19 protein-coding genes are annotated in these 22,074 nt (G+C 48.7%); 8 read left to right on the plus strand and 11 right to left on the minus strand.

Annotated elements, in window-relative coordinates:
* The first annotated feature begins 16 nt into the window (after positions 1 to 16).
* A complete protein-coding gene (locus MARGE09_RS16115) occupies positions 17 to 1,255 on the plus strand; it encodes an HD-GYP domain-containing protein (RefSeq protein WP_236983588.1) in 1,239 nt (412 codons plus the stop codon).
* A 210-nt stretch (positions 1,256 to 1,465) separates the two neighbouring features.
* On the opposite strand, the gene MARGE09_RS16120 is transcribed toward MARGE09_RS16115, so the two are convergent.
* Both MARGE09_RS16120 and MARGE09_RS16125 read right to left on the minus strand, forming a co-directional pair.
* Positions 1,466 to 1,993, minus strand: a complete 528-nt coding sequence (locus MARGE09_RS16120; RefSeq protein WP_236983590.1) for a flavin reductase family protein — start codon at positions 1,991 to 1,993, stop codon at positions 1,466 to 1,468.
* A 220-nt stretch (positions 1,994 to 2,213) separates the two neighbouring features.
* Positions 2,214 to 3,662, minus strand: a complete 1,449-nt coding sequence (locus MARGE09_RS16125; protein ID WP_236983592.1) for a response regulator — start codon at positions 3,660 to 3,662, stop codon at positions 2,214 to 2,216.
* A gap of 457 nt (positions 3,663 to 4,119) precedes the next feature.
* On the opposite strand from MARGE09_RS16125, the gene MARGE09_RS16130 reads away from it, so the two are divergent.
* The gene (locus MARGE09_RS16130; RefSeq protein ID WP_236983594.1) at positions 4,120 to 4,329 is read left to right on the plus strand and encodes a cold-shock protein; all 210 of its coding nucleotides are present in this window, start codon (positions 4,120 to 4,122) and stop codon (positions 4,327 to 4,329) included.
* Between the two features lie 141 nt (positions 4,330 to 4,470).
* Here MARGE09_RS16130 and MARGE09_RS16135 read toward each other — a convergent pair whose 3' ends face one another.
* From MARGE09_RS16135 to MARGE09_RS16145, 3 genes are all read right to left on the minus strand, one after another.
* Positions 4,471 to 7,602: an efflux RND transporter permease subunit gene (locus tag MARGE09_RS16135; protein WP_236983595.1), complete on the minus strand. Its 3,132-nt coding sequence runs from the start codon at positions 7,600 to 7,602 to the stop codon at positions 4,471 to 4,473.
* Positions 7,599 to 8,786, minus strand: coding sequence for an efflux RND transporter periplasmic adaptor subunit (locus MARGE09_RS16140; RefSeq protein ID WP_236983598.1), 1,188 nt, complete (start codon positions 8,784 to 8,786; stop codon positions 7,599 to 7,601). The genes MARGE09_RS16135 and MARGE09_RS16140 overlap by 4 nt, the downstream gene beginning before the upstream one ends.
* 141 nt (positions 8,787 to 8,927) lie before the next feature.
* Complete coding sequence (locus tag MARGE09_RS16145) at positions 8,928 to 9,371, minus strand: hypothetical protein (protein WP_236983600.1); 444 nt, start codon at positions 9,369 to 9,371, stop codon at positions 8,928 to 8,930.
* Positions 9,372 to 9,705: 334 nt separating this feature from the next.
* Here MARGE09_RS16145 and cysE point away from each other — a divergent pair, with 334 nt between their 5' ends.
* Positions 9,706 to 10,518: a serine O-acetyltransferase gene (cysE, locus tag MARGE09_RS16150; protein ID WP_236987394.1), complete on the plus strand. Its 813-nt coding sequence runs from the start codon at positions 9,706 to 9,708 to the stop codon at positions 10,516 to 10,518.
* 324 nt (positions 10,519 to 10,842) lie between these two features.
* Here the strand turns inward: cysE and modC are convergent, their stop codons facing one another.
* Genes modC through modA form a run of 3 tightly spaced genes read right to left on the minus strand, consistent with a single transcriptional unit; the run spans position 10,843 to position 13,518 of the window.
* Entirely contained in the window at positions 10,843 to 11,949 is a 1,107-nt protein-coding gene (gene modC, locus MARGE09_RS16155) for a molybdenum ABC transporter ATP-binding protein (RefSeq protein WP_236983601.1), read from the minus strand.
* 1 nt (position 11,950) lies between these two features.
* Positions 11,951 to 12,652: a molybdate ABC transporter permease subunit gene (gene modB / locus MARGE09_RS16160; protein WP_236983604.1), complete on the minus strand. Its 702-nt coding sequence runs from the start codon at positions 12,650 to 12,652 to the stop codon at positions 11,951 to 11,953.
* Between the two features lie 23 nt (positions 12,653 to 12,675).
* On the minus strand, positions 12,676 to 13,518 hold the full coding sequence (modA, locus tag MARGE09_RS16165) for a molybdate ABC transporter substrate-binding protein (protein WP_236983606.1): 843 nt from the start codon (positions 13,516 to 13,518) through the stop codon (positions 12,676 to 12,678).
* A 229-nt stretch (positions 13,519 to 13,747) separates the two neighbouring features.
* On the opposite strand from modA, the gene MARGE09_RS16170 reads away from it, so the two are divergent.
* Together MARGE09_RS16170 and MARGE09_RS16175 are read left to right on the plus strand one after the other, a co-directional pair.
* Positions 13,748 to 15,409: a DUF1592 domain-containing protein gene (locus MARGE09_RS16170; protein ID WP_236983608.1), complete on the plus strand. Its 1,662-nt coding sequence runs from the start codon at positions 13,748 to 13,750 to the stop codon at positions 15,407 to 15,409.
* Positions 15,406 to 16,698: a DUF1552 domain-containing protein gene (locus tag MARGE09_RS16175; RefSeq protein ID WP_236983610.1), complete on the plus strand. Its 1,293-nt coding sequence runs from the start codon at positions 15,406 to 15,408 to the stop codon at positions 16,696 to 16,698. The genes MARGE09_RS16170 and MARGE09_RS16175 overlap by 4 nt, the downstream gene beginning before the upstream one ends.
* 77 nt (positions 16,699 to 16,775) lie before the next feature.
* Here MARGE09_RS16175 and parE read toward each other — a convergent pair whose 3' ends face one another.
* From parE to MARGE09_RS16190, 3 genes are all read right to left on the minus strand, one after another.
* On the minus strand, positions 16,776 to 18,665 hold the full coding sequence (gene parE, locus MARGE09_RS16180) for a DNA topoisomerase IV subunit B (RefSeq protein ID WP_236983612.1): 1,890 nt from the start codon (positions 18,663 to 18,665) through the stop codon (positions 16,776 to 16,778).
* Positions 18,666 to 18,712: 47 nt separating this feature from the next.
* Positions 18,713 to 19,333, minus strand: a complete 621-nt coding sequence (locus MARGE09_RS16185; protein WP_236983619.1) for an L-threonylcarbamoyladenylate synthase — start codon at positions 19,331 to 19,333, stop codon at positions 18,713 to 18,715.
* 63 nt (positions 19,334 to 19,396) lie between these two features.
* Entirely contained in the window at positions 19,397 to 20,230 is an 834-nt protein-coding gene (locus MARGE09_RS16190; RefSeq protein WP_236983621.1) for a PHP domain-containing protein, read from the minus strand.
* Positions 20,231 to 20,311: 81 nt separating this feature from the next.
* Here MARGE09_RS16190 and MARGE09_RS16195 point away from each other — a divergent pair, with 81 nt between their 5' ends.
* From MARGE09_RS16195 to MARGE09_RS16205, 3 genes are read left to right on the plus strand one after another with little or no spacing between them, the layout of a single operon-like run.
* Entirely contained in the window at positions 20,312 to 21,055 is a 744-nt protein-coding gene (locus MARGE09_RS16195; protein WP_236983623.1) for a VC0807 family protein, read from the plus strand.
* Positions 21,056 to 21,072: 17 nt separating this feature from the next.
* Positions 21,073 to 21,366: a YciI family protein gene (locus MARGE09_RS16200; protein ID WP_236983625.1), complete on the plus strand. Its 294-nt coding sequence runs from the start codon at positions 21,073 to 21,075 to the stop codon at positions 21,364 to 21,366.
* A 15-nt stretch (positions 21,367 to 21,381) separates the two neighbouring features.
* Complete coding sequence (locus tag MARGE09_RS16205; RefSeq protein ID WP_236983627.1) at positions 21,382 to 22,059, plus strand: TIGR04211 family SH3 domain-containing protein; 678 nt, start codon at positions 21,382 to 21,384, stop codon at positions 22,057 to 22,059.
* Positions 22,060 to 22,074: the final 15 nt, after the last annotated feature.

Here is a 22,074-nt window from a genome sequence, read left to right on the forward strand (position 1 = left end):
TTATAAGAGCGCCACCATGTCGCCTTGGCTACAACAGTTTGAGCACAACATCCAAGCACTAGGGTTTTCGAATGAGACTGTTCAAGCGCTAAGCTTGGAATCGCCAGTGCCAGTGGTTAAGCCCGACTTCAAATGCCGCCAGCCAGAGCAGTTCCAACGCCACCTACACAACTTTATGCGCACACTGCCCGGGCTAGAAGCCATTTACGACACACCAAACGCCCCCGACCTAAAAAAGTGCTGCGATATTAGCTTTAAATACCCTCGTCTATTACAACAGCTTCAACTTTTGGAGCAGCTAAACCCAGCCCATTATTACCACGCGCTTTTCTCTGCACTGGCCGGCTTTGCCATTGCAAAGGATGTAGACCTCAATGAAGAAAGTCGCGAGTTCGCATTTCTTGCCGGCCTCTACCATGATATTGGCTTTCTCGCCTACCCAATTACGCCTGCTATTGAGCACCTCAATGATAGCCACACCCACGACCCGGCAATTCGCGTCCATGGCGCCGTTGGCGCGGGCATGGTAAAGCGTCTATCAAGGGCGCCTCAGGCGCTGTGCGATATCATTCGCGACCATCACGAGCGCAACGACGGCACAGGTTATCCGCGCGCATCGCTCAACGAAACTAATGACATTACAGCCATTGTCGCCGTCACCGATTTATTCGTAAGAGCCACTAACGAGTACAGCCACTACCCTTTGCATTGCCACCAACTAACGCGCTGCATACTGCAACTTCATAACAATGAATTCCCGCACAAAATACTCAATAGCGCCATCAACCTCACCAAACATAAAGCAGACATTACTGAGCCACCTAGCAATCAAGCCAATGCAGGCGCATTGACAACGCAAGGCCAGAAGATTGCCGAAAGCCACAAAGACTTAAATCGCGCCCTAAACCTTTTGATTCAATATCGCCCAGAAGCGCAGAACGTTGCCTTGCGAAAGCTGCAGGAGCAACTGCTGACAGGGATTCATAATATTGGGATAGAACAACAAGAGTATGCCGCCTCGAATGAGGCGCTTGAGAACAAAAATACGCTAGAGCTGGTCAACCTCAACGTATTCCAAAATGAAATGTGCCACCTTATAGGACGGCTCTACACGGTATTGCACGAACGCACCAGCCAACTTCACAGTCACGAAAAGTCGCTTAAAATTCAACTACACGACATCCTAGAGCGCATTCAGCTGCCAAGCCTAATAACACCTAAAAGCAATATAACTATTCAGGTTGGTGCGAAATAATAGTCACCCTAAAGGCGAATTGATTGTTTTCTGGGCATTCAAGCGTCTGGAACGCTTGCATAGCGACCAGCCCCAGCAAGGATGCGTGGGGATAGACTTTGCAGTAGCACAAAGTCGCAGATGGCTTGAGCGGCCCAGAAAGTGATCAGTTTGTCGATCTATTTGAGCATGACTGAATAGTGACAAAGCCATAAGCCTAACTAACCGCCGCTATTCGACAACCAACGATTGATAGCCACCATTCCAATAACACAGTGGCGTACTCGACTGGTCATGCAAAACAACATTGTGTATACGCCCAATGACCACCAGGTGAGTACCATAAGTAACAACCTCAGCGACTTCACACTCAAAGACCGCCGGCGCATCCATGAGTTTTGGCGTTGCGCTGGTGTCCCAGCCGCCAATGGTAAAACGCTTATCGTACATATCTGGCGTTGCGCACGCGTTGGACACCACCTGATGTTGACTTCCCAGCAAATTAACAGAAAACTGAGCGCCCACAATGCCAACAATGCCCGCCATCCGAGCCTTAGTGTTAACGCAAACCAGCAATGAAGGCGGTGCATCCGATACCGAGGTAAGCGACGAGGCTGTCATTGCATGCGGCTCACCCTGTTCATCTCGCGCAGCAATTACCGAAACGCCGCTCGCCCACTGGCGCATCCCAAGCTTCATTTGACGCGCCAAATTTGCGTTATCTTGTTCTGGTGAAGTGGGGGATGAATCCTGTGTCATAGTGTCAATCTCATCTTATATAAACTAATACTTGTGCGGTAAGGCAACTAAACCCAGCTACAGCGCACACTTTTAACGAGCGCATCATACCCTTCCCCCCTCGGTTTGACATTAGCAAGCAAGGTTTAATCGAGAATTTGTATAAAATCACTGAAAAGTAATATGGGCTCAACACAGAATTGACGGTGCTGGGTGCTAGCACCATCAACAATATTCGCGCTTACTCCGGTGAAAAAGAAAAGGCTAAGCGACTATTTCGAGAAGCAGCTAAGTTCCACTGCCCTGCAGTTGTCGCATTCGTCGCAGAAGGATAACTAAATTTAGGAGAATCGTAGCCCATCGAGGCTAACTCAACCGAAATACCGCCATCGGTCAACACTGGCGTGCTATGTAAATAATTCAGAAAACCAACGGATACTTGCTCGCCTAACGAAACCTCTTCAGCCTGCTCCGCAATAAACACACAAGAATCTAAAGCCGCATCATCTTCCGGCAGCACCCACTCACCGGTTGGCGCTTTAATCACGCAATAATCGCCCAAGTGAACATCAATAAATACTGTCCCGCCAAAGTTTGCAGCTTTTAATAGCGCCAGCAACTCCCCCAACATATAGATGCGCTCATCATTAAGTGCCTTCTCCCCAAAAGGAACAGTTGGGTTAACATTAACAGCCCAACCAAGTGCATCAAGCATCACGCGTGCATCAGCCCCCGATTTTGGCACCCGCTGCTGCGCAACCACAGTTTCTAACACTTGATCAACAACAGCCCCCTGCTCACCTAACTGGTCCGTCAGCATCTCAATCTGCAGCAAAGACTGCCTCTGAGTTTCTCGCGCATCAAGCATTTGATAACAGGCAAAACCCACAAGCACGATGATCAATATCAACGGCCACAGCGACGTCCGTGTCGCACCAGCACGTACCGCCTCACCGGCCAATAAGTCTTGCTCGGGCAGGTCCGGCTCGGCCGGCGCCGATTTAACGGCAGCACCCAGCTTTGGGGCAGACTTATCTTGAATCTCTTTGCTCAAACGGCGCATCAAAAACTTGGTATTGTCTTCGATTTCTTGCCGAACCTTAGCAATATGTATTTCGAATAGCTTGCCAACCTGCACTTGCACTTTGTTTAAATCAGTGGTGGCAACATAATCGGAGGAAGGTTTATTGCCGGCATCATCGCCCCATTGCGAGATAGAGCTTGGCTTGCTTTTGCCAATAGGCGCCTTAGCTTCTTTAACCACAGAGCCTGGAGCATCGTGCGAAGGAATATCGCCAGTATCCTTATTGGTACCCAAAGCAGGTATGCCTAAGCTGGACAATACCTTTTCGATACTGGAATGCTTAATCACTTCTTTGGAAATAATATCCAACGCGCCAAGCGCCCTAGCCTGCCCAACATACACATCTCCCTGCTCAGAGGTGTACATCACCACAGGGATTAATGCCGTTGCGGGATTGGACTTAATGATTTTTAACGCCGAAAGGCCACTCATCCCCTCCATATGGTGGTCAAGGAAAATAACTGATGGCTGACGATAAGATAAATACCCCAGCGCCTCTTCTGCAGAGCTTGATATATCAACATCAACCTCAAAACGCTCCAGCATTTTGCGTAAACGAACCTGTGCCGTTTTTGAGTCATCAACGATTAGCGCTCTTTTTGCCATGACACAGCCCTTAACATTTATCCGTATAAAGAATTGAAAAACACACGACCAATTTCAGGCCCAATCCCCAGAGCTTATACCCTAAAGCACTATTTGTTAACGGGTTTAAAAGCAAAAAGCGTTCAAGCGAGAACCACATCAAGGCTGCACCACCGTGCTTTAGCTTAAACCCCCAACCGCGTCCTTTAAGCTTAGCGAATACTTATCGCCTTTCCAGCCAGCCAAATGGTAGATTTTTTATGGATACCCAAAAAAATATTTGACATATGGAAAATCCCATATATGCTTCGGGGCAGCTAGAAAAAAGTTCCTTGGTCACAATCTCCTTTTCGTTGTTTTACTTGTAATACCTCGACCTGTAGTTCCTAGTACCGCCTTCATTTCCAGCTACAAACGCTCACCCCTGCGCCAAGCGCATGACAAGAGCTAACATTATTATTTTTATCGAGAGATTATCATGTCTAACACTGTTAAAGGCACCGTTAAGTGGTTCAACGAATCTAAAGGTTTTGGTTTTATCGAGCAAGAGTCTGGTCCAGACGTTTTCGCTCACTTCAGCGCCATCTCTGGTTCTGGCTTTAAAACTTTGGCCGAAGGCCAAAAAGTTGAGTTCACTGTAACTCAAGGCCAAAAAGGCCCACAAGCTGAGAACATCGTTGCTATCTAATTTTGCCCTGCAAAATTAAGCACATAAAAAAACCGGCATTAGCCGGTTTTTTTATGTCTGCTATTCGCGATAGCAGATCAAAGCAATACCGAAGCAACAAGCTGCGCGATTACCACGCAACTCATCACTATCAAGACCCTATTAGCTAGCAACCACCGTCTTAGCACCGGCTATTCGCCCCCACCAAGAAACAACCCTTAACTTTAACCTATGGCCACCAAAGTAACTACACGGCACCAGAAATAGCGTTACAACCGACGAGAACATCACGCCAAACGACAAAGATATAACCATCGGAATAAGAAACTGAGCCTGCAAACTTTTCTCAAACAGAATCGGTAGTAGCCCGATAAATGTGGTGATAGAGGTCAGCACAATTGGCCTGAAGCGATCCACCCCCGCATGCAAAACGGCATCTATAGTGCTTTCGCCTCGTGCAATTAGTTGATTAATGCGCTCAAGCAATACCAAGTTGTCATTCACCACAACGCCCGCACAAGCAAGAAACCCAAAAAACGACATCATGCTAATGCTATGACCAAGCAGCAGGTGGCCAATTGAAGCGCCCACAAAACCAAAAGGTATCGCCAGCATTACCAAAAATGGCTGGAACAGAGAGCGAAAAGCAATCGCAAAAACAGCCAACACCAACAAGAATGCCTTCAGGAAATTCGCCGCGAAATTATCGCCAAAGCGCGCTTGCGCTCGCAAATTACCATCAAGCGACAAATTAAAGCCATTGTATTGCCGCTTCCACAGGGCCAGATGATCAGCCATTATCTGGTTAACAATAATGTTTGCATCTACCCCGTCTTCAACTTCGGCAGTAATCGCAATATTGCGTTTTCTATCCACTCGCCGAATAGTGCTCGCACCAGGCACAAGCTTAACCTCAGCTACCGCACTTAATGGCACCTCTCGCCCATCATTTGTGCGCACCCGCAGCCGATCAAGCGTATCGAGGGTTTGCCGCTCAGCCAAAGAATATCGCAGCATAACGCGCACATCCTCTTTAGCTCGTGGAATGCGCTGAATCTCCTCACCATAAAACCCCTGCCTAACTTGCTGCGCCACATCCCTCAGGGTTAAACCTAGCGTTTGACCGTAAGGCTTTAATTCCAGCTCCACCTCTGTGCGCTCGGAGTCCAAGTTACTTCGGACATTAATTACCCCCTCGTATGCAGATAACTGCTTAATCACATCATCAACGGCGGCCTGCTGCACAGCTCGATGGTTGTCGAGCAAATTCAAATTGAGGGCAATATCAGGAGCACTGCCGCCCATAGAGGCATTTAGCGAATAACTTTGCGCCTCAGGCAAGGGGCCAATCAACTCACGAAGCGCTGTCGCCACATCGCCAGAAGACAATATGCGCTCCTCCGGCGGCGTTAAACCAACAAAAACCGTAGACGATGTTCCATTAAGGTTTTTATTAACCTCTCGAACAAAAGGAGCGCCTCCGTTGCGCGCGATCATATCCGAGTCATTGCGCAGAACTTCTACTTGCTCGCGAATATAGCGACTGGTTTCAAGTGTTTGCTCAAAGGCAGTACCCTCAGGGAAACTCACATTCACCATCACAAATGGTTGCGGCACATTAGGCATAAAGCTTTTATTTATCCAGCCGACAGCCACCAGGGCAACCGCAATAGAAAATGTAAAAAAGAAAACAAAATAAGTGCTCACCTTGTTATTTAAAACAGCCTTTAACGCTGGCAAATAACGAGTTTGCGCAAAGCCATCCATATGGCCAGAGAACCAATGCCGCACCTTCGTTAAACCTTGCAACAAACGAAAGCGGCTAGGCTGCTCAGGCTTCATATGCGACAAATGCGAAGGCAGTATTAATAGCGACTCCACCAATGAGAAAACCAAACACAGGAAAACCACCCAAAAAATTGAACGTGTAAAAGGTAGGATTTCGGAGGGTACATCAATCATCGGCAAAAAGAAGACAATCGTACTCATAACCGCCAAAAAAACCGGTTTTAAAACTGAGTTCGCACCTGAGTATGCTGAAAATAAACCTTTTTCACCGCGCTGCTGATGCCGGTAAATGCTTTCACCAATAATAATGGCATCATCCACAACAATGCCTAGCACCATCAGAAAGGCAAACATTGACAGCATATTGATAGATACACCCACGTACGGCAGCAGCCATATTGCCCCACAGAATGTTGTTGCTATACCAGCAACCACCCAAATCGCCAGCAATGGTCGCAAAAACAGCATCAAAATAACAAAGACCAGTATTAACCCGCTAATGGCATTGTCTTTGAGCAAATTAAAGCGGCTATCGAAAATGCTGCGCATTTCAAAATTGATTTTTAGTTCAACACCCTCGGGCAAGTAAGTCCGCAATTCCTCGATATAAGCGCGGGAGTTTTCCGTCCCCTCAAACAATAACGGGTCATCGCTTAGCCGCACCTCAAGGTTCAGGCCTGGCTTACCATTCATGGTGAAATCAACATCTTGCTCAGCAAAACCATCGCGAATATCGGCAATATCACCCAAGTACAACTGGCCACCATCGCGGCTACTGCGCACAACAATGCGCGAAAAATCAAAGCCGTCGAACGCCTGCGCGCGCGTTTGCACTTGGATATCACCATCTTTAGTTTTAATCGTACCGGCAGGCACATTCAGTGACGATTGACGGATAGCTTGGGCGACTTCATCAAAGCTTAAGTTGTAATGGCGCAAGGTATCCTCGGTTACCTCAATGCTTAATTCATCATCTCGCAAACCTACAACCGCAACCTCAGAAACCCCTTCTAGCAACGCCATTTCATCACGAATCTGAAACGCGATATCTTTCAGTACACGCCTTTCTGCATCACCAAATAAAGCCACATACATTAGAGTTTCGCGACGTAAATTTTGACGAACAATCGGGCGCTCGGCCGAGACAGGGAAAGTGTTTATCGCATCAATACGCCCCTTAATATCGTTGAGTAGCTCGCGAACATCAAAGCCATCGATAACAACAATATTGACGCTGCCATACCCTTGACGCGATTCTGATGTGATCTGAAAAATCCCTGGCAAATCACCAATCGCCTCCTCAATGCGCACCACAATTTGTTGCTCCACCTCGCTTGAAGCGGCGCCGGGGTAGCTCATAGAAACGGAAATACTATTAGATGCCGACGACGGGAATACTTCTTTTTCAACGCGATCAAAACCCATAATGCCGCCAATTAGCATGGCAAGCATTAACAAATTGGCCGCAATAGGGTTATCTACAAACCAGCGGATTAAATGACTCACGGCGCCACCATCGCAGCGCGCGCATCATCAGCCGGCTGAATAACATTTGGAGCAACCGCAGATCCAACAGCAATAAGCGACTGTTTTTCGAGCGCTATTAATGCTCCGTTGGGAATACTGGCTGTAAGCCAAACCATGTCCTCTGTACGCCTTAGAACCTGAATATCATGAGAGACAACCACGTTATCCGCATCAAGCGTGTAAACCTTGTTGCGCTCGAAAATAGCCTTGCGTGGCAGCACAAAAACATTCTCTAAAGCCCGCCCCTCGATATCAACATCCACAAACAAACCTGGCAACAGCGGCGCACCTGCAAAAGGGTCTTCCACCTCGATAATCGCAAAATACATTCGTGTATCAGGATCGACAAAAGAGTCAGTTCTGGCTAACACCCCCTCCCAGTGATAGGGACGGCCGGCAACCGACGCAGAAACAACAACCGAGGGCTTTGTGGCAGAGGCATTGTGAACAAAAGGCAAATCAATTAGTGCGGCCTGCTGCTCTGTCAGCGGCACACGCACCTCAATAACACTTGAATCGTACACCGTGGCCAAGCGCGTCCCCGCTGTGACATACTGGCCCAAATCGACTGAGGTTTGCTTGACTCGCCCCTTAGCATAAGGCGCAACGATTTTAGTTCTCGCGAGGTTAAGCTCAGCATGGGCCAAATCTGCCTTAGCATAGGTTAAAGCCGCTTGCGCGGCTGCCAACTGGGGTTTGCGCACAAACAAATCGTTCGCGGTTTGATTGCCAAGGTCTCGCCATTCGCGCTTGGCTTGCCTGCTAGCGCCCTGCTCTTCAGCCAATTTTCGCTGCGCATCAGCCAAGCGCGCTTTAGCGCTCAAAACGGCAACGTCATAATCCCTAGTATCTAGCTGCAATAGCAGCTCACCATCTTCAAAAAAGCCACCGTCAACAAAAGAGGCTCCGACGCCAACAACCTGGCCACCGACCTGTGCAACAATGTCAATCTCGCGTCTGGGCACAACAGTGCCTTGCGCTGTCACCGACAAGCGCAAACCTTTTGATTCCGCTTTAGTGACCTCGACACTGACCAAGGCTGCATCCACCTGCGGAGGTCGCATTTCAGGCTTTGGTTTCGCAAAAACCACCACAGACAACGCAATGCTGCCAGCAACAAAAATTCCAGCTGGAAGCCAAGCTTTCCCCAAACCCACAGACATTCTCCTTAACCCTACCGGGTAACCATTAGTCGTCTTTTAACTAAACCGCTTTAAAGTGGCTTATATGTTCATAAAGACTACCACAAGTTCCCAAAATCCCTGCGGGCAAGCAATAAAAAGTCCGGTAATCAAATATTCTTATTAGGCAGAACGCCGCATATTTCGTGCAACATTTGGCACAACTAGCTCAGCATTAATTGTTTCACTAAGCTTTTCACTGCGCTCGTTTAAGCTTTTAAGTGCTGCCGATAAGTCGCGGGCGCGCAGCGGCTTTGCCAGCCCCGAACCACTCTTGCTTTTACCGTACTGGATAATGGCGAACTGGCCATCATGTCGGCGCACAAAACTGGCGCCCTCTTTCGACTCAACATTGACAAAGAACAGCTCCGAATCTTCGACTGTACCAAGCTGCCATTCATCTTGCGTTTTAATAGCCACAATAGACACCATACTGGCCAGCAACGTAACCTCATCTTTTGTTAACCCAATAGGTGCAATTTTTTTACAGCTTGCTTTGCCGCTACGAGAACCCTTATGGCCGAACAACTCACCAGCCTGCTTGAAAAACGCAGTTTTATTAAACATTTTTAAATTCCTACACTCGATAAACACAACAAGAATGTACAAATATTGACCATTTCTGACAAATAACACCACCCCCTAGAAAAGACGTATTACGCGCCAGAAGCCAAGCTGCGCGAGCCTACATTAAGGTAGAAAACCTAAGGCCTTCATTTTTAACACATTAACCCCGGCTCAAAGCCACTCCCTTATACTCCAACCAACAGTAAAATTAGCCCGCTATAAATAACTATTCCTAATAATGGCACCCATTAACACAAGGGTAGATTTTTTGAGACTCGCCCCCAATAATGACCCAACCGTTATACAAATCCGCCGCCAGCAACAAGGACCAGCAATGCCAAGCCAAGACACCCTCTGGCAAACTATATTGTCTGAAACCCGCGACCAAGCCGCTAACGAGCCCGCCCTTGCGAGCTTTTTACATGCGACCGTACTAAACCATGACACACTCGAAGCCGCTTTGAGTTACCACCTAGCTAACAAACTTGGCAGCTCAGAGATTTCTGACTTACAAGTCAGAGAGATTATCGAAAAGGCCTTTAAGAGCGAGCCCAGTATCGGCCAAGCTATAAGAGCAGACTTGCATGCCGTGTTTGATCGCGACTCGGCCTGCGATAGCTACTTATACCCGCTGCTTTACTTTAAGGGGTTTCAAGCACTGCAAAGCTACCGTATTGCTCACTGGCTGTGGCGCCAAAACCGAAAATGCCTTGCACTGTTTTTACAAAGCCGCATTGCCATTACCTATAGCGTGGATATTCACCCTGCGGCAAAGCTGGGCAAGGGCATAATGCTAGACCATGCAACAGGCATTGTGATCGGTGAGACAACGGTAGTGGAAGATGACGTCTCCATTATGCAAGAGGTCACTTTGGGCGGAACAGGCAAAGAATGCGGAGACCGGCACCCCAAAGTAAGGCACGGTGTTTTAATTAGCGCCGGCGCTAAAATACTCGGCAACATAGAGATAGGAGCCAACGCTAAGGTTGGTGCCGGCAGTGTTGTATTAAAAGATGTTGCGCCACAAACAACCGTTGCCGGCGTACCAGCAGTTGTAGTCGGTAAAACCGCAAGCGCATCGCCAGCGCTGGATATGAACCACGAAATAAGTTGTGACGCGGAATGCTTCGGTAAAGCCGATAGCTAAACGCAACGTAACTATTCACGTGGGTCAGGTGGGCGCGAAATAATGGTCACCGCAAAGGCGAATTGATTGTTTTCTGGGCATTCACGCGTCTGGAACGCTTGCATAGCGACCAAGGATGGCAATGTCATTAACTTAAGGCAAGTTAAGCGGTAGGCGGTGATTTTTCAGGACCCTCACGCGCCGGGAGCGCGTGCGGAGCGTCCATGGATTGGCTTGAGCGAGTCCAGAAAAATTGTCGGCTGCCGCTAAGTTAATGACATTGCCAAGGATGTAGGTTCCACGCATGGCGTCTCCGTCTAATCCTGTTGTAATTAATATTGCGCCTTAGCGCACCATCGCTGCCGACTTAACCTGCGCCCAAACCGACATGCCCACCTTAAGGCCCAGCTGCTCAACAGAGCGCTTAGTAACGCGGGCCATTAAATAATCACCACCAGACGCCAGCCTTATCAGTGACATAGCTTCATCGTGGTCATCTACAATATCAACCACCTGCGTGCTTAGCCTGTTGGCAATGCTAGTATCTTGATGCTCTGCTAATGTCAGGCTCACATCCTTAGCATGAATGCGAATTCGCACCGCCTGCGATAATGCCGCACCACTATCACGCAGCCACAAATAGCCACCGCTGTACTGCACACGCATTAAATGCCACTGGGCATCACGTTCAACAACAATACCTTTTAGCACAACCGCCATATCATTATTGAGCCACAAGGCAACATCGACCCGAGAAAAAACATCAGCCACATCACCTTGTGATACAACCTTCCCCTGCTCCATTAACACAACCTGATCCGCCAATCGCGCCACCTCTTCCAGAGAGTGAGTGACATAAATAATCGGAACGTTAAAAGCCGCCCTTAAGTGCTCAAGGTAAGGCAGTATTTCTTGTTTGCGCGCGCTATCTAAGGACGCAAGCGGCTCGTCCATCAACAATAATCGAGGCTGAGCCAATAATGCGCGCGCTATAGCAACGCGCTGGCGCTCGCCCCCCGAAAGCTCATGCGGATAACGCGCAAGCAGCGGCGAAAGTGCCATCACATCTACCACTTGCTGGTAATTAACTGCGTGCGTTTTGCCGGCTGCACGTTTTATCGCATATTGCAGGTTGGCCTGCGCAGTTAGGTGAGCGAATAAACTCGCCTCTTGAAATACAAAACCTATTGCACGTCGATGAACTGGCATACTAGTCGTATTACTTTGCCAACTCTCACCATTAACAGTGCATTCGCCCTGCGAAACAGCTTCTAGCCCCGCTATGCAACGCAGCAAGGTTGTCTTACCCGAGCCAGATGGGCCAAATATTGCGGTTACTCCTGCACTGGGCAACGTAATATCAACATCCAAACAAAACGGCACGCTAGCATGCGCTTGCCGAGGACAATGTTTAAAGCGTGCATGAATCGAAGATTGCGGCAAAAAAGACAAACTAAAAACCACCTGCGTTGCTGCTTAGTAATTGGCGCTGTCGTCGCTGGTAACCGTACAAGGCCAACAATGCGATAAACGAAAATACCACTAGGCTCAGCGCTAGCGCATGCGCCTGACCATATTGCAGCGCTTCAACATGATCATACATTTGCACTGATACCACACGGGTCTCATCTGGAATGTTACCGCCAATCATCAAAACCACGCCAAACTCACCCACCGTATGCGTAAACCCCAAAACCGCCGCAGTAATAAAACCGGGCTTGGCCAGCGGCAATACAACAGAAAAGAACCGGTCCCACGGACCAGCACCCAACGTTGCTGCGACTTCTAACGGGCGAACACCTACTGCTTCTATAGCGTTGTGAATGGGCTGCACCACAAACGGCAGCGAATAAAATACCGATGCAACGACTAACCCCCAAAACGTAAAAGGCAATATCCCTAGGCCGGCCGCTTGCGTAAGCTCGCCCACAAAACCGTTGGGGCCCATAACCAAAAGCAAGTAAAAACCCAAAACCGTAGGAGGCAAAATTAATGGCAGCGCAACTAAGGCCGCCACAGGCCCTTTCCACCAAGAGGTTGTTCTGGCCAACCACCAAGCTAATGGCGTTGCGACCACCAACAGTATTACCGTAACCGTACAAGCCAGCCGCAAGGTCAGCCCAATCGCGGCCATATCCGATGGAGAGAAAAACATAAACAGATAAACTCGATAAGAAATTAGGGCACGCTGTAACCGTAAGATTCAATAATGGCCTGCGCCTTAGGGCTTTGCATAAACACCAGCAAAGCTATTGCCGCCGGGTTTTTCGCGCCACGAACTAACAATACCGCATCTTGCCGAACCGGCGAATACATTGCTTGCGGTACTTGCCACACTGCAGCTGTATTCAGCTGGCCTGCGCGCTGAAGCTGAGCGAGCTGCGAACCGGCCACAAAACCCAAGTCGGCATTACCCGTACTTACAAACTGAAAAGCTTGTGTAATGTTTTCTCCCAAAACCCACTTGGGCTGCGTTTCCGCCTTTAGCCCTAAGCTTTGCAATACCTCAACAGCTGCAGCGCCATAAGGCGCGAGCGTGGGATTGGCTAAAGCAAGCTTATTGAATTCGCCGCCCGCAAGCACTTGGGCACCACCGGTTATATCCCGAAAATTAGCAGACCATAAAACTAAGCGGCCTACAGCATAGGTAAATTGCGTATTCGATAGCGCCAAGTTAGCGTCCGATAGCGCTGCAGGTTTAGCCTGATCGGCCGAGAAAAAAACGTCAAAGGGCGCTCCGTGGGTAATTTGCGCATAAAACTTGCCGGACGAGCCATAAGCGATTTTAACTGAATGCTGCGAGCGACCTTCGAACTCAGCCGCAAGCGCCCGCATTGGCGCAGCAAAATTTGAGGCGACTGCCACGCGCACCTCTGAAGCTTCAACGCGCAACATTACTGCAAAACTAACAAGCAGCCCTAAAACACACTTACCGCACGGTATAACCCTACTAAATATACAAATAGTCAACAAACCCCGAACCACACTGGATGTTTTTACAGCGGCCAATAATACAGACATCTACGCCCTTGGTGGTATCACTCGACAGCAAGCTTATGAATTGAAAAGTCGAAAGCAGGCGCTTCAAACAACCCACGAGCCAAAATATGCAAAGCACCAAAGTGCGCTATGAGTCTCAAAACCCTCACCTAAGACACGAGAATAACAGCAGTTTTTACGCCTTAATATAGAAAACACCGCGTTTTCTACGATTTGAAATCACGGCTCGGCTATATTTGGGGGATTACATATGGGTTCGCATATTTTTCGCACACGGCTACACGCTAGGTGCTGCAGCGCTGTCACACTTTCACTACTGCTCCTCGGCGGGTGCACTGGTAATTCAGAGGAAGGCGCGAGCCACTCCAGCCAACCGGAAGTCACACTGAAAACTTCTGCCGGCCCAATGCCTCTGCGCCGGCTTAACTCCTTTGAATACGACAACACCGTGCAAGATTTGCTTTATGTCAGTATGCAACCATCAACACAATTTCAGTTTGCCTCTGATTTGCGAGATGACTTTTCTTACCCGCTCGCCTCCGGCGGCGTTTCCACACTTGAAGTTCGAAAATACCAAAACGCTGCACAAGCACTTGCAGAAGCTGCTGATTTAAGTCGCTTAAAGCCATGCTCAAACGCCACACAAGAATGTGCCTCCGAGTTCATCAACGCATTCGGAGAAAGGGCTTTCAGGCGTCCTCTTACAACCCAAGAGTCGGCCCATTTACTCGATTTTTACCGCCAAATCAGCGAGGATACTGGCGATTTCGATACAAGCTTACGCTTGATGATTGAAGTGGTATTACAATCGCCTGCCTTTTTGTATCGCTGGGAATTGGGGCCAAGCTCAGTGCAATCAATTGATGGGCTCGTCCCGCTCAACAATTACGAAATAGCCTCTCGGTTATCTTATTTCATCTGGCGCTCTATGCCTGATCAAATATTATTAACAGCCGCCAAAGAGGGAAAGCTCAACTCTAAAGCACAAATAGAAGCGCAGGCTCGCCGCCTGTTAAGTCATGAAAAAGCAAAAGCCTCTGTATCACGATTTTTCGAGTATTGGCTCACCTACAACGACTTAAGTACCATCGAAAAAGACGTAACCACCTACCCCAACTTCGATGGGCAACTGAAAGCCGCGATGCTTGAAGAATCCCGTGCATTTGTTGAAAGCATTATCTTTGACGGCGACAAGCAATTTCAGTCGCTGCTTAGCAGCACAAGCTCTTTTGTTAATAGCGACCTCAGTGACATTTACAATATTGGGGCCATTTTTAGCGAGCAATTACAACCGGTAAGCCTAAGCAACAATGAGCGAGGGGGGCTGCTTACTCTTTCCGCCTTTCTTGCAGACAAAGGCGCGGCCGATGGCTCGAACCCTGCGTTAAGGGGTGCAGTAATACTTGAACAAGTACTTTGTAAACACATGCCACCGCCACCCAATGTTATCCCTGCCATAGCGCCACCTTCCGCTGGTGGCTCGACACGTGAGCGCTTTGAAGAACACACGGGCAACCCTTGCGCCTCGGCCTGCCACGCACTATTTGACCCACTAGGGTTCGCATTTGAAAGCTATGATGGCATTGGGCAGTTCCGTGAATTTGATAACGGCTCAATCGTTGATGCTTCCAGCCATTATGAGATTGACGGCATCAATCACAGCTTTGATGGCGCTGTAGAACTTTCGGCTATTTTGGCGCAAAGCCCGCAAGCACAATCGTGCTTTGCCCGCCAGTGGATGCGCTACGGCCTAGACCGCAACGAGCATCTCGATTCAGATGAACCGTCTATTCAACAAGTCACAGCTGCGTTTATAGCATCGGGCGACATACAAGAGCTCATTATTGCAATAGCAACATCCCAATCCTTTATGTATCGCGAGCCATCAACGGGTGAGGAACTACAACCATGATTATTACCGGCAAGAACCTCAAAAAAGATGCACGTTTCTCCCGTCGCGACATTCTCCGGCGTTTAGGCATGAGCGCCGCTTGCATCCCCCTATTACACAGCGATGAACTGTTTGCCCAAGGCAATAGCGGTTTTCCGAAACGCATGGTGTGCATCACCATGAATAATGGCAATAACCCTAACGACTTTCACAGTTTTCACAGCACCGGCAGCGTCGCATTAGAGCCTTTAGAGCCTTGGAAAGATAAAGTCACAACCATTCGAGGGCTGGGCTTAAAAGTGATGGTAGACAAAGGGCAGCGCTGGGACGGCCATTATTCACACCCCTGTGCACTCAGCGGCAGTCATTCTGGAGGGCAATTCGGTTCAGCACAAAATGCCTCTGTCGACCAAATGGTTTCAGACCATATCGCCAAAACGGTGAACCTAACACGACCGTTATTAAACTTAGGAGTGCGTTCAGAGCGCGATGGCAGAGACACCAGTTGGAGAGCCTCTGGGCAACCCAATCGTAACGAGGTGAGTTCTGCCAGCTTATATACCGACTTATTTAGCAGCGCAGCGGTGCCAACAAACGTTTTAGATGCAGCCATGATTCGCAATGCAAGCGTACTCGATTACTTAGGAAAAGACTTAGAGCGCTTTGCCGCTCGCCTAGGCACCGAAGACAAAATCAAAATTGCTGCGCACCTTAACTCCATTCGAGAACTCGAAACCCAATTACAAGCAGAGTCAGCCGCAACATCAGGCCCAAGCTGCCAGGCACCCGATGTAGATACATCAACACAAGTCCCCGCTAGAATGGATGCCATGTTTAAAATGCTGGCTGTCGCATTGAAATGCGATTACACCCGCGTAGCCACCATGGAGCTATACGATAACGGCGGCGGTAACGGTAATACCTTCCCCTGGATTGGCGTTAACCGCGATTACCATATGCTGGCACATGCCGGCCAAAGCGCCGACAAAGCCAAAGTGGACCAATGGCTATTTCAACAAGTCGCGATTTTAGCCGCCGAATTAGACGCCACCGACGAAGGCGGCTTAAGCGCTTTAGATAACAGCGTGATATCTATTGGCAACGATATGAATACCGGCGACTCACACGATGTAAGCCTTATTAACTACGCATTAATTGGCAGTGCAGGTGGCGCACTTCGAACCGGTATGGCACTTAATTTAAACGGTGCCCACAACACGCTACTAACCTCCTTGGCCAACGCAATGGGGCTTGAAATAGACAGGGTCGGCACGCGCTATTCCGGCAATATTGCGCAACTTATGGCTTAACACCCCTAAAATAAAAAAACCGCCCTGCAACTTACGTTGGGGCGGTTTTTATTTCAGATGTTATTTGTACACCAAGTTTAAAGCGCCACACCGGCTAAATCGCCTTTGTCTTCAAGCCACGATTTACGGTCGCCAGCACGCTTTTTCGCTAGCAACATATCCATCATTTGGCGCACTTCTTCTTCGTTATCAATGCTTAATTGCACCAAACGTCGGGTATCAGCGCTCATGGTTGTTTCACGCAATTGCAGTGGATTCATTTCACCCAGCCCTTTAAAGCGCTGAACATTCACTTTGCCTTTTTTCTTCTCGGCAATAATGCGGTCAAGAATGCCTTCTTTTTCACTTTCATCGAGTGCGTAGTACACATCTTGCCCAATATCAATACGGTATAAAGGCGGCATAGCCACATAAACGTGGCCCGCGCGAACCAAAGCGGGAAAGTGCTGAAAAAACAACGCACAAAGCAAAGTTGCAATGTGCAACCCATCAGAATCAGCATCGGCCAAAATACAGATTTTATGGTAGCGAAGCGCCTCTATATTGGGGCTGCCAGGGTCAATCCCCAAAGCAACAGAAATATCGTGCACCTCTTGCGAGGCAAGCACCTCTTGGCTATCGACCTCCCATGTATTTAGGATTTTACCGCGCAAAGGCATAATGGCTTGGTTTTCACGGTCGCGCGCTTGCTTGGCACTGCCGCCAGCCGAGTCCCCTTCCACAAGAAATAGCTCACCGCGGGTTGGGTCATCACTGGAACAATCGGCGAGCTTACCCGGCAACGCAGGGCCTTGAGTAATTTTTTTACGGGCGACCTTTTTGGCCGAACGCACACGCTTTTGCGCATTATTAATACAGAATTCAGCAAGTTGGTCTGCCTCTGCCGTATGCTCGTTTAACCACAGACTAAAGGCATCTTTAGAGACCCCCGACACAAACGCTGCCGCCTCACGAGAAGACAAGCGCTCTTTTGTTTGCCCAGAAAACTGCGGATCAGCCAGCTTTGAAGACAGTACATAAGCACAGCCAGCCCAAATATCATCAGGGGCCAATTTAACGCCGCGCGGCAACAAATTACGGATTTCACAAAATTCACGCATGGCATCTAGTAAGCCCGTACGCAAACCATTGACATGCGTGCCGCCCTGCGCCGTAGGGATCAAGTTCACGTAACTTTCTTGAACGCACTCACCGCCTTCTAACAGCCACTGGACCGCCCAATCAACCCCCTCGGTTTTACCGGCGAATTGGCCCACAAACGGTATCGCTGGCGCGCACTCATAACCTTGCGTAGTTGCGGCTAAGTAATCTTTTAGACCATCTTCGTAGTACCACTCGTCTTTATCGCCGCTGGTTTCGTCAATAAAGATAACCGTCAGGCCTGGGCATAACACGGCTTTAGCGCGCAGAATATGGCGCATTCGCGAAACAGAAAACTTAGCCGAGTCAAAATAACTGGGGTTTGGCAGGAAGGTTACCTTGGTACCAGTATTGCGTTTACCGCAAGTATCAATCACCTGTAGATCAGATGTTTTAGCACCGTTGCTAAAGGCAATTTGATGGACTTTGCCGTCGCGCTTAATCTCAACGACCAGCTCGTCGGTCAAGGCATTAACAACCGAAATCCCCACCCCGTGCAAGCCGCCGGAGAATTGGTAATTCTTATTTGAAAACTTACCACCAGCATGCAGCGTAGACAAAATAACCTCGACGCCAGGCAGCCCTTGCTCTGGGTGGATATCTACCGGCATACCGCGCCCATCATCCGAGACTGTTAGCGAGTGATTTTTGTGCAGCCGCACTTCAATGCGCGAAGCATGGCCTGCGAGGGCCTCATCCACACTGTTATCAATAACCTCTTGCGCCAAGTGGTTGGGGCGCGTGGTATCGGTATACATACCTGGGCGTTTTTTGACAGGGTCTAGGCCGGTAAGGACCTCAATATCTTCAGCGTTGTAGTTAGACATAAATTATAAAAAAGCCAACTTTATGATTATGGTTAGTCGTATAAAAGTTATTCGAAAGCGCTTACATCACCGCAGCCGCGGCGCTGTATTTCGGGTTCATCACCGGTCATATCAATAACACTGGTTGCATCAAAGCCGCAAAAGCCACCATCAATTACAAGCTCTATTTGATGGTCTAGCGACTCTTTAATATCGTATGGGTCCGTTAATGGTGCGGTGTCGTTAGGTAAAATTAACGAGCTGGACATGATCGGCTCACCCAAAGTTTCCATAATAGCCAAGGCTATAGGGTTATTCGGCACTCGCATGCCGATAGTCTTTCGCTTTGGGTGCATTAACCGGCGCGGCACTTCGGGCGTCGCATTAAGAATAAAGGTATAAGCGCCTGGCGTATGGCTTTTCAGCAATCGGAAATCGCTATTATTGACCTTGGCATAGGTTGCCAATTCTGACAAATCGCGGCACATCAAGGTAAAGTTTTTATGCTTGTCTAACTGCCGTATCGCTCGAATGCGATCAAGCGCCATCTTGTCACCAATATGACAACCCAATGCGTAGGCTGAATCGGTTGGATAAGCGATTAAACCGCCGGTACGCACAACTTCCACCACTTGATCAATCAAGCGTTGCTGCGGGTTTTCTGGGTGAATGGTAATAATTTTAGTCATAGTTACTTTGCCTTAGGCACGCTGCCGAGCAGACGGAAACTGTAATATTGATATAGACGCGGTTCAAGCTGCAAGCCAGTCGTGCCATACCGGAGTTAATTCGGGCGCTAGTTTGCCAAAGCCACCTAGCGCTTGCCAGCCCGCATTTGGGCTATGGAAGTCACTACCACAGCTGGCCAGCAAACCAAACTGCTGACACATCAAGCTCATATCCCGCGTAATGTTTGGGGTTTGCAAGCCGCTAATCACCTCTAGGGCATCGCCGCCGCAAGCTTTAAAGTCGGTAAGCAGGTCTCTCAATTTTGTCCGTGTAAGCTTATATTTTACCGGGTGCGCTACAACCGCTCGGCCACCAGCGGCGTGAATCCAAGCGACCGCTTGGCCAATTTCTGGCCAGTCTTGTTTTACGTCGCCTGGCTTGCCTGCGCCCAAATAGCGCTTAAATGCTTGCTCAACCGAACGCACTGCGCCTGCTTTTACTAAGTATTGCGCAAAATGAGGGCGCCCTATTTCACCCTCTCCGGCAATGGCTTTGGCACCGTCATAAGCGTTTGCAATGCCAGCCTTTTCAAGTCGCTCAGAAATAATCCTAGCGCGTTTTTCTCGCACGGCAGCTTGTTGCGCAACGCCTTCAAGCAAGGTTGTATTGGTTAAATCTACATTCAGCCCAACGATATGAATACCGCGGCCTTGCCATAAACAAGACAGCTCTATACCCGTAATAAGCTGGATATCATTAGCAATAGCAACCTCTTGCGCCAGCGGCAAGCCAGCAAGGGTATCGTGATCGGTAATTGCGAGCAAATCCACACCGTGCAACTTAGCCCTCGACACCAGCTCGTCAGGCCGTAAAATACCGTCCGACGCGGTGGTGTGGGTATGTAAATCTGCAATCACTTAAAACTCCCATAATATGCACTGTTAAACCAAGGTTTACACGGCAAAACAAAGCATTTAAACAACCCAACTGAGTAGGCAATGACCGATAAAATAGCGCCCGATAATACAGTGACAAATAATAAAGAGGCCCCTAAAAAAGAAAACATGTGGCTAAACATTATCGTCAACGTTGCCATACCCACAATTATTTTAATGAAGCTGAGCGGCGAAACTAAGCTAGGGCCAACGCTAGCACTCATAGTCGCGCTAGCGTTTCCGATTGGTTACGGGGTTATAGATTACCTCAAAACACGCAAACTTAACTTTTTTTCTGCCCTGGGTGTCGTTAGCGTTATGCTCACCGGCGGCATGACCTTATTAAAGCTGCCACCGGAATATATTGCTATTAAAGAAGCTGCCATCCCCGCTCTATTTGGCCTAGCCGTTTTAGGTTCACTCAAAACGCGCTTCCCGCTGGTCAAAACATTTATGTTAAACCCGCAAATCATGCAGGTCGAAAAAATTCAAAACGCCGTCGAAAAAAACCAATGCAAGCATGCTTTCGAGCAAACTTTAACCAATGCTTCCATAATGCTCGCTAGCTCATTCTTTTTATCATCGGTATTGAATTACGGTTTAGCCAAATACCTGCTTGTTAGCGAACCCGGCAGCGAAGCCTTTAACGCAGAGCTTGGCACAATGACGGCCATGAGCTTCCCAGTAATTACCATTCCAACCATGCTGGTGTTTGTTGGGGCGATGTTTTATTTGTTCCGACAAATCAAAAAACACACAGGGTTATCGATTGACGACATTCTTATCAACCCAGATAACAACAAATAACTCCTTAAGGATTTAGCATGTACTACGCCATTTTAAGTGAAGATGTAGAAAACAGCTTACCCTTGCGTAAACAGGCAAGGCCACACCACATTGAACGCCTAGAAAGCCTAAAAGTGCAAGGCAGGCTCATGTTAGCAGGCCCACACCCCGCCTCTGACGAGAACCCCGATGCCGGATTTACCGGCAGTTTAGTCATTGCCGAATTTGACAGCTTGAGTGACGCCAAAAGCTGGGCCGATGCCGACCCTTATGTAGCCGCTGGCGTCTACGCCAAGGTCACGGTTAAGCCTTTCAAAAAAGTTCTACCGTAACGGAGACCAAGAACATTGAATTCTAAAATATTCGTGCTGAGCGCCATTTTGCTGAGCACTCTTTTCAGCAGTAATAGCTGGGCACAAACGCGCTACATCACCGACAGTTTAATGGTGCCTTTGCGCTCAGGCCCCGGTAATGAGTTTCGCATTATCAACTCACGCATCCGTAGTGGCACCAAGCTGCAAGTATTGGACGAGCCAACCGGCGATTGGGCACAAGTAAAGCTGCCCGCTGGCACCGAGGGCTGGATTCGCAAGCAATACTTGCAAAACTCACCCGTAGCTAAAACCTTGCTCGAAAACGCACAAGCCAAACAAGCGCAAGCCGAGGCCACTTTAGCCGCTAAAACACAAGAACTTACAGAACTGCAAAATAAGCACGCCGAGCTGAAAAAAATTAGCAGCCACGTGCAAAGCGAACACGCTAGCTTAAGTACGGAATACCAAAACTTAAAAATTCTTTCTGAAGATGCTGTCAATCTTAGCTCCCGCTACCGCGACCTACTTGCCGAGCACGAAGTGCTACTGACCCAACACGATGCGCTCAAAGCAGAAAATGATAACTTGCGCAGTGACCAAACCATTAGCCACGGTCTCTATGCTATTGCACTATTACTGGCAGGTATGCTGTTGGCCATAGTGCTACCGATGTTCCGTCCACGCAAACGCTATAGCGACCAAATTCTTTAATCCAGCAGGGATAAC

The organism is Marinagarivorans cellulosilyticus, from assembly GCF_021655555.1.
GTDB classification, from domain to species: domain Bacteria; phylum Pseudomonadota; class Gammaproteobacteria; order Pseudomonadales; family Cellvibrionaceae; genus Marinagarivorans; species Marinagarivorans cellulosilyticus.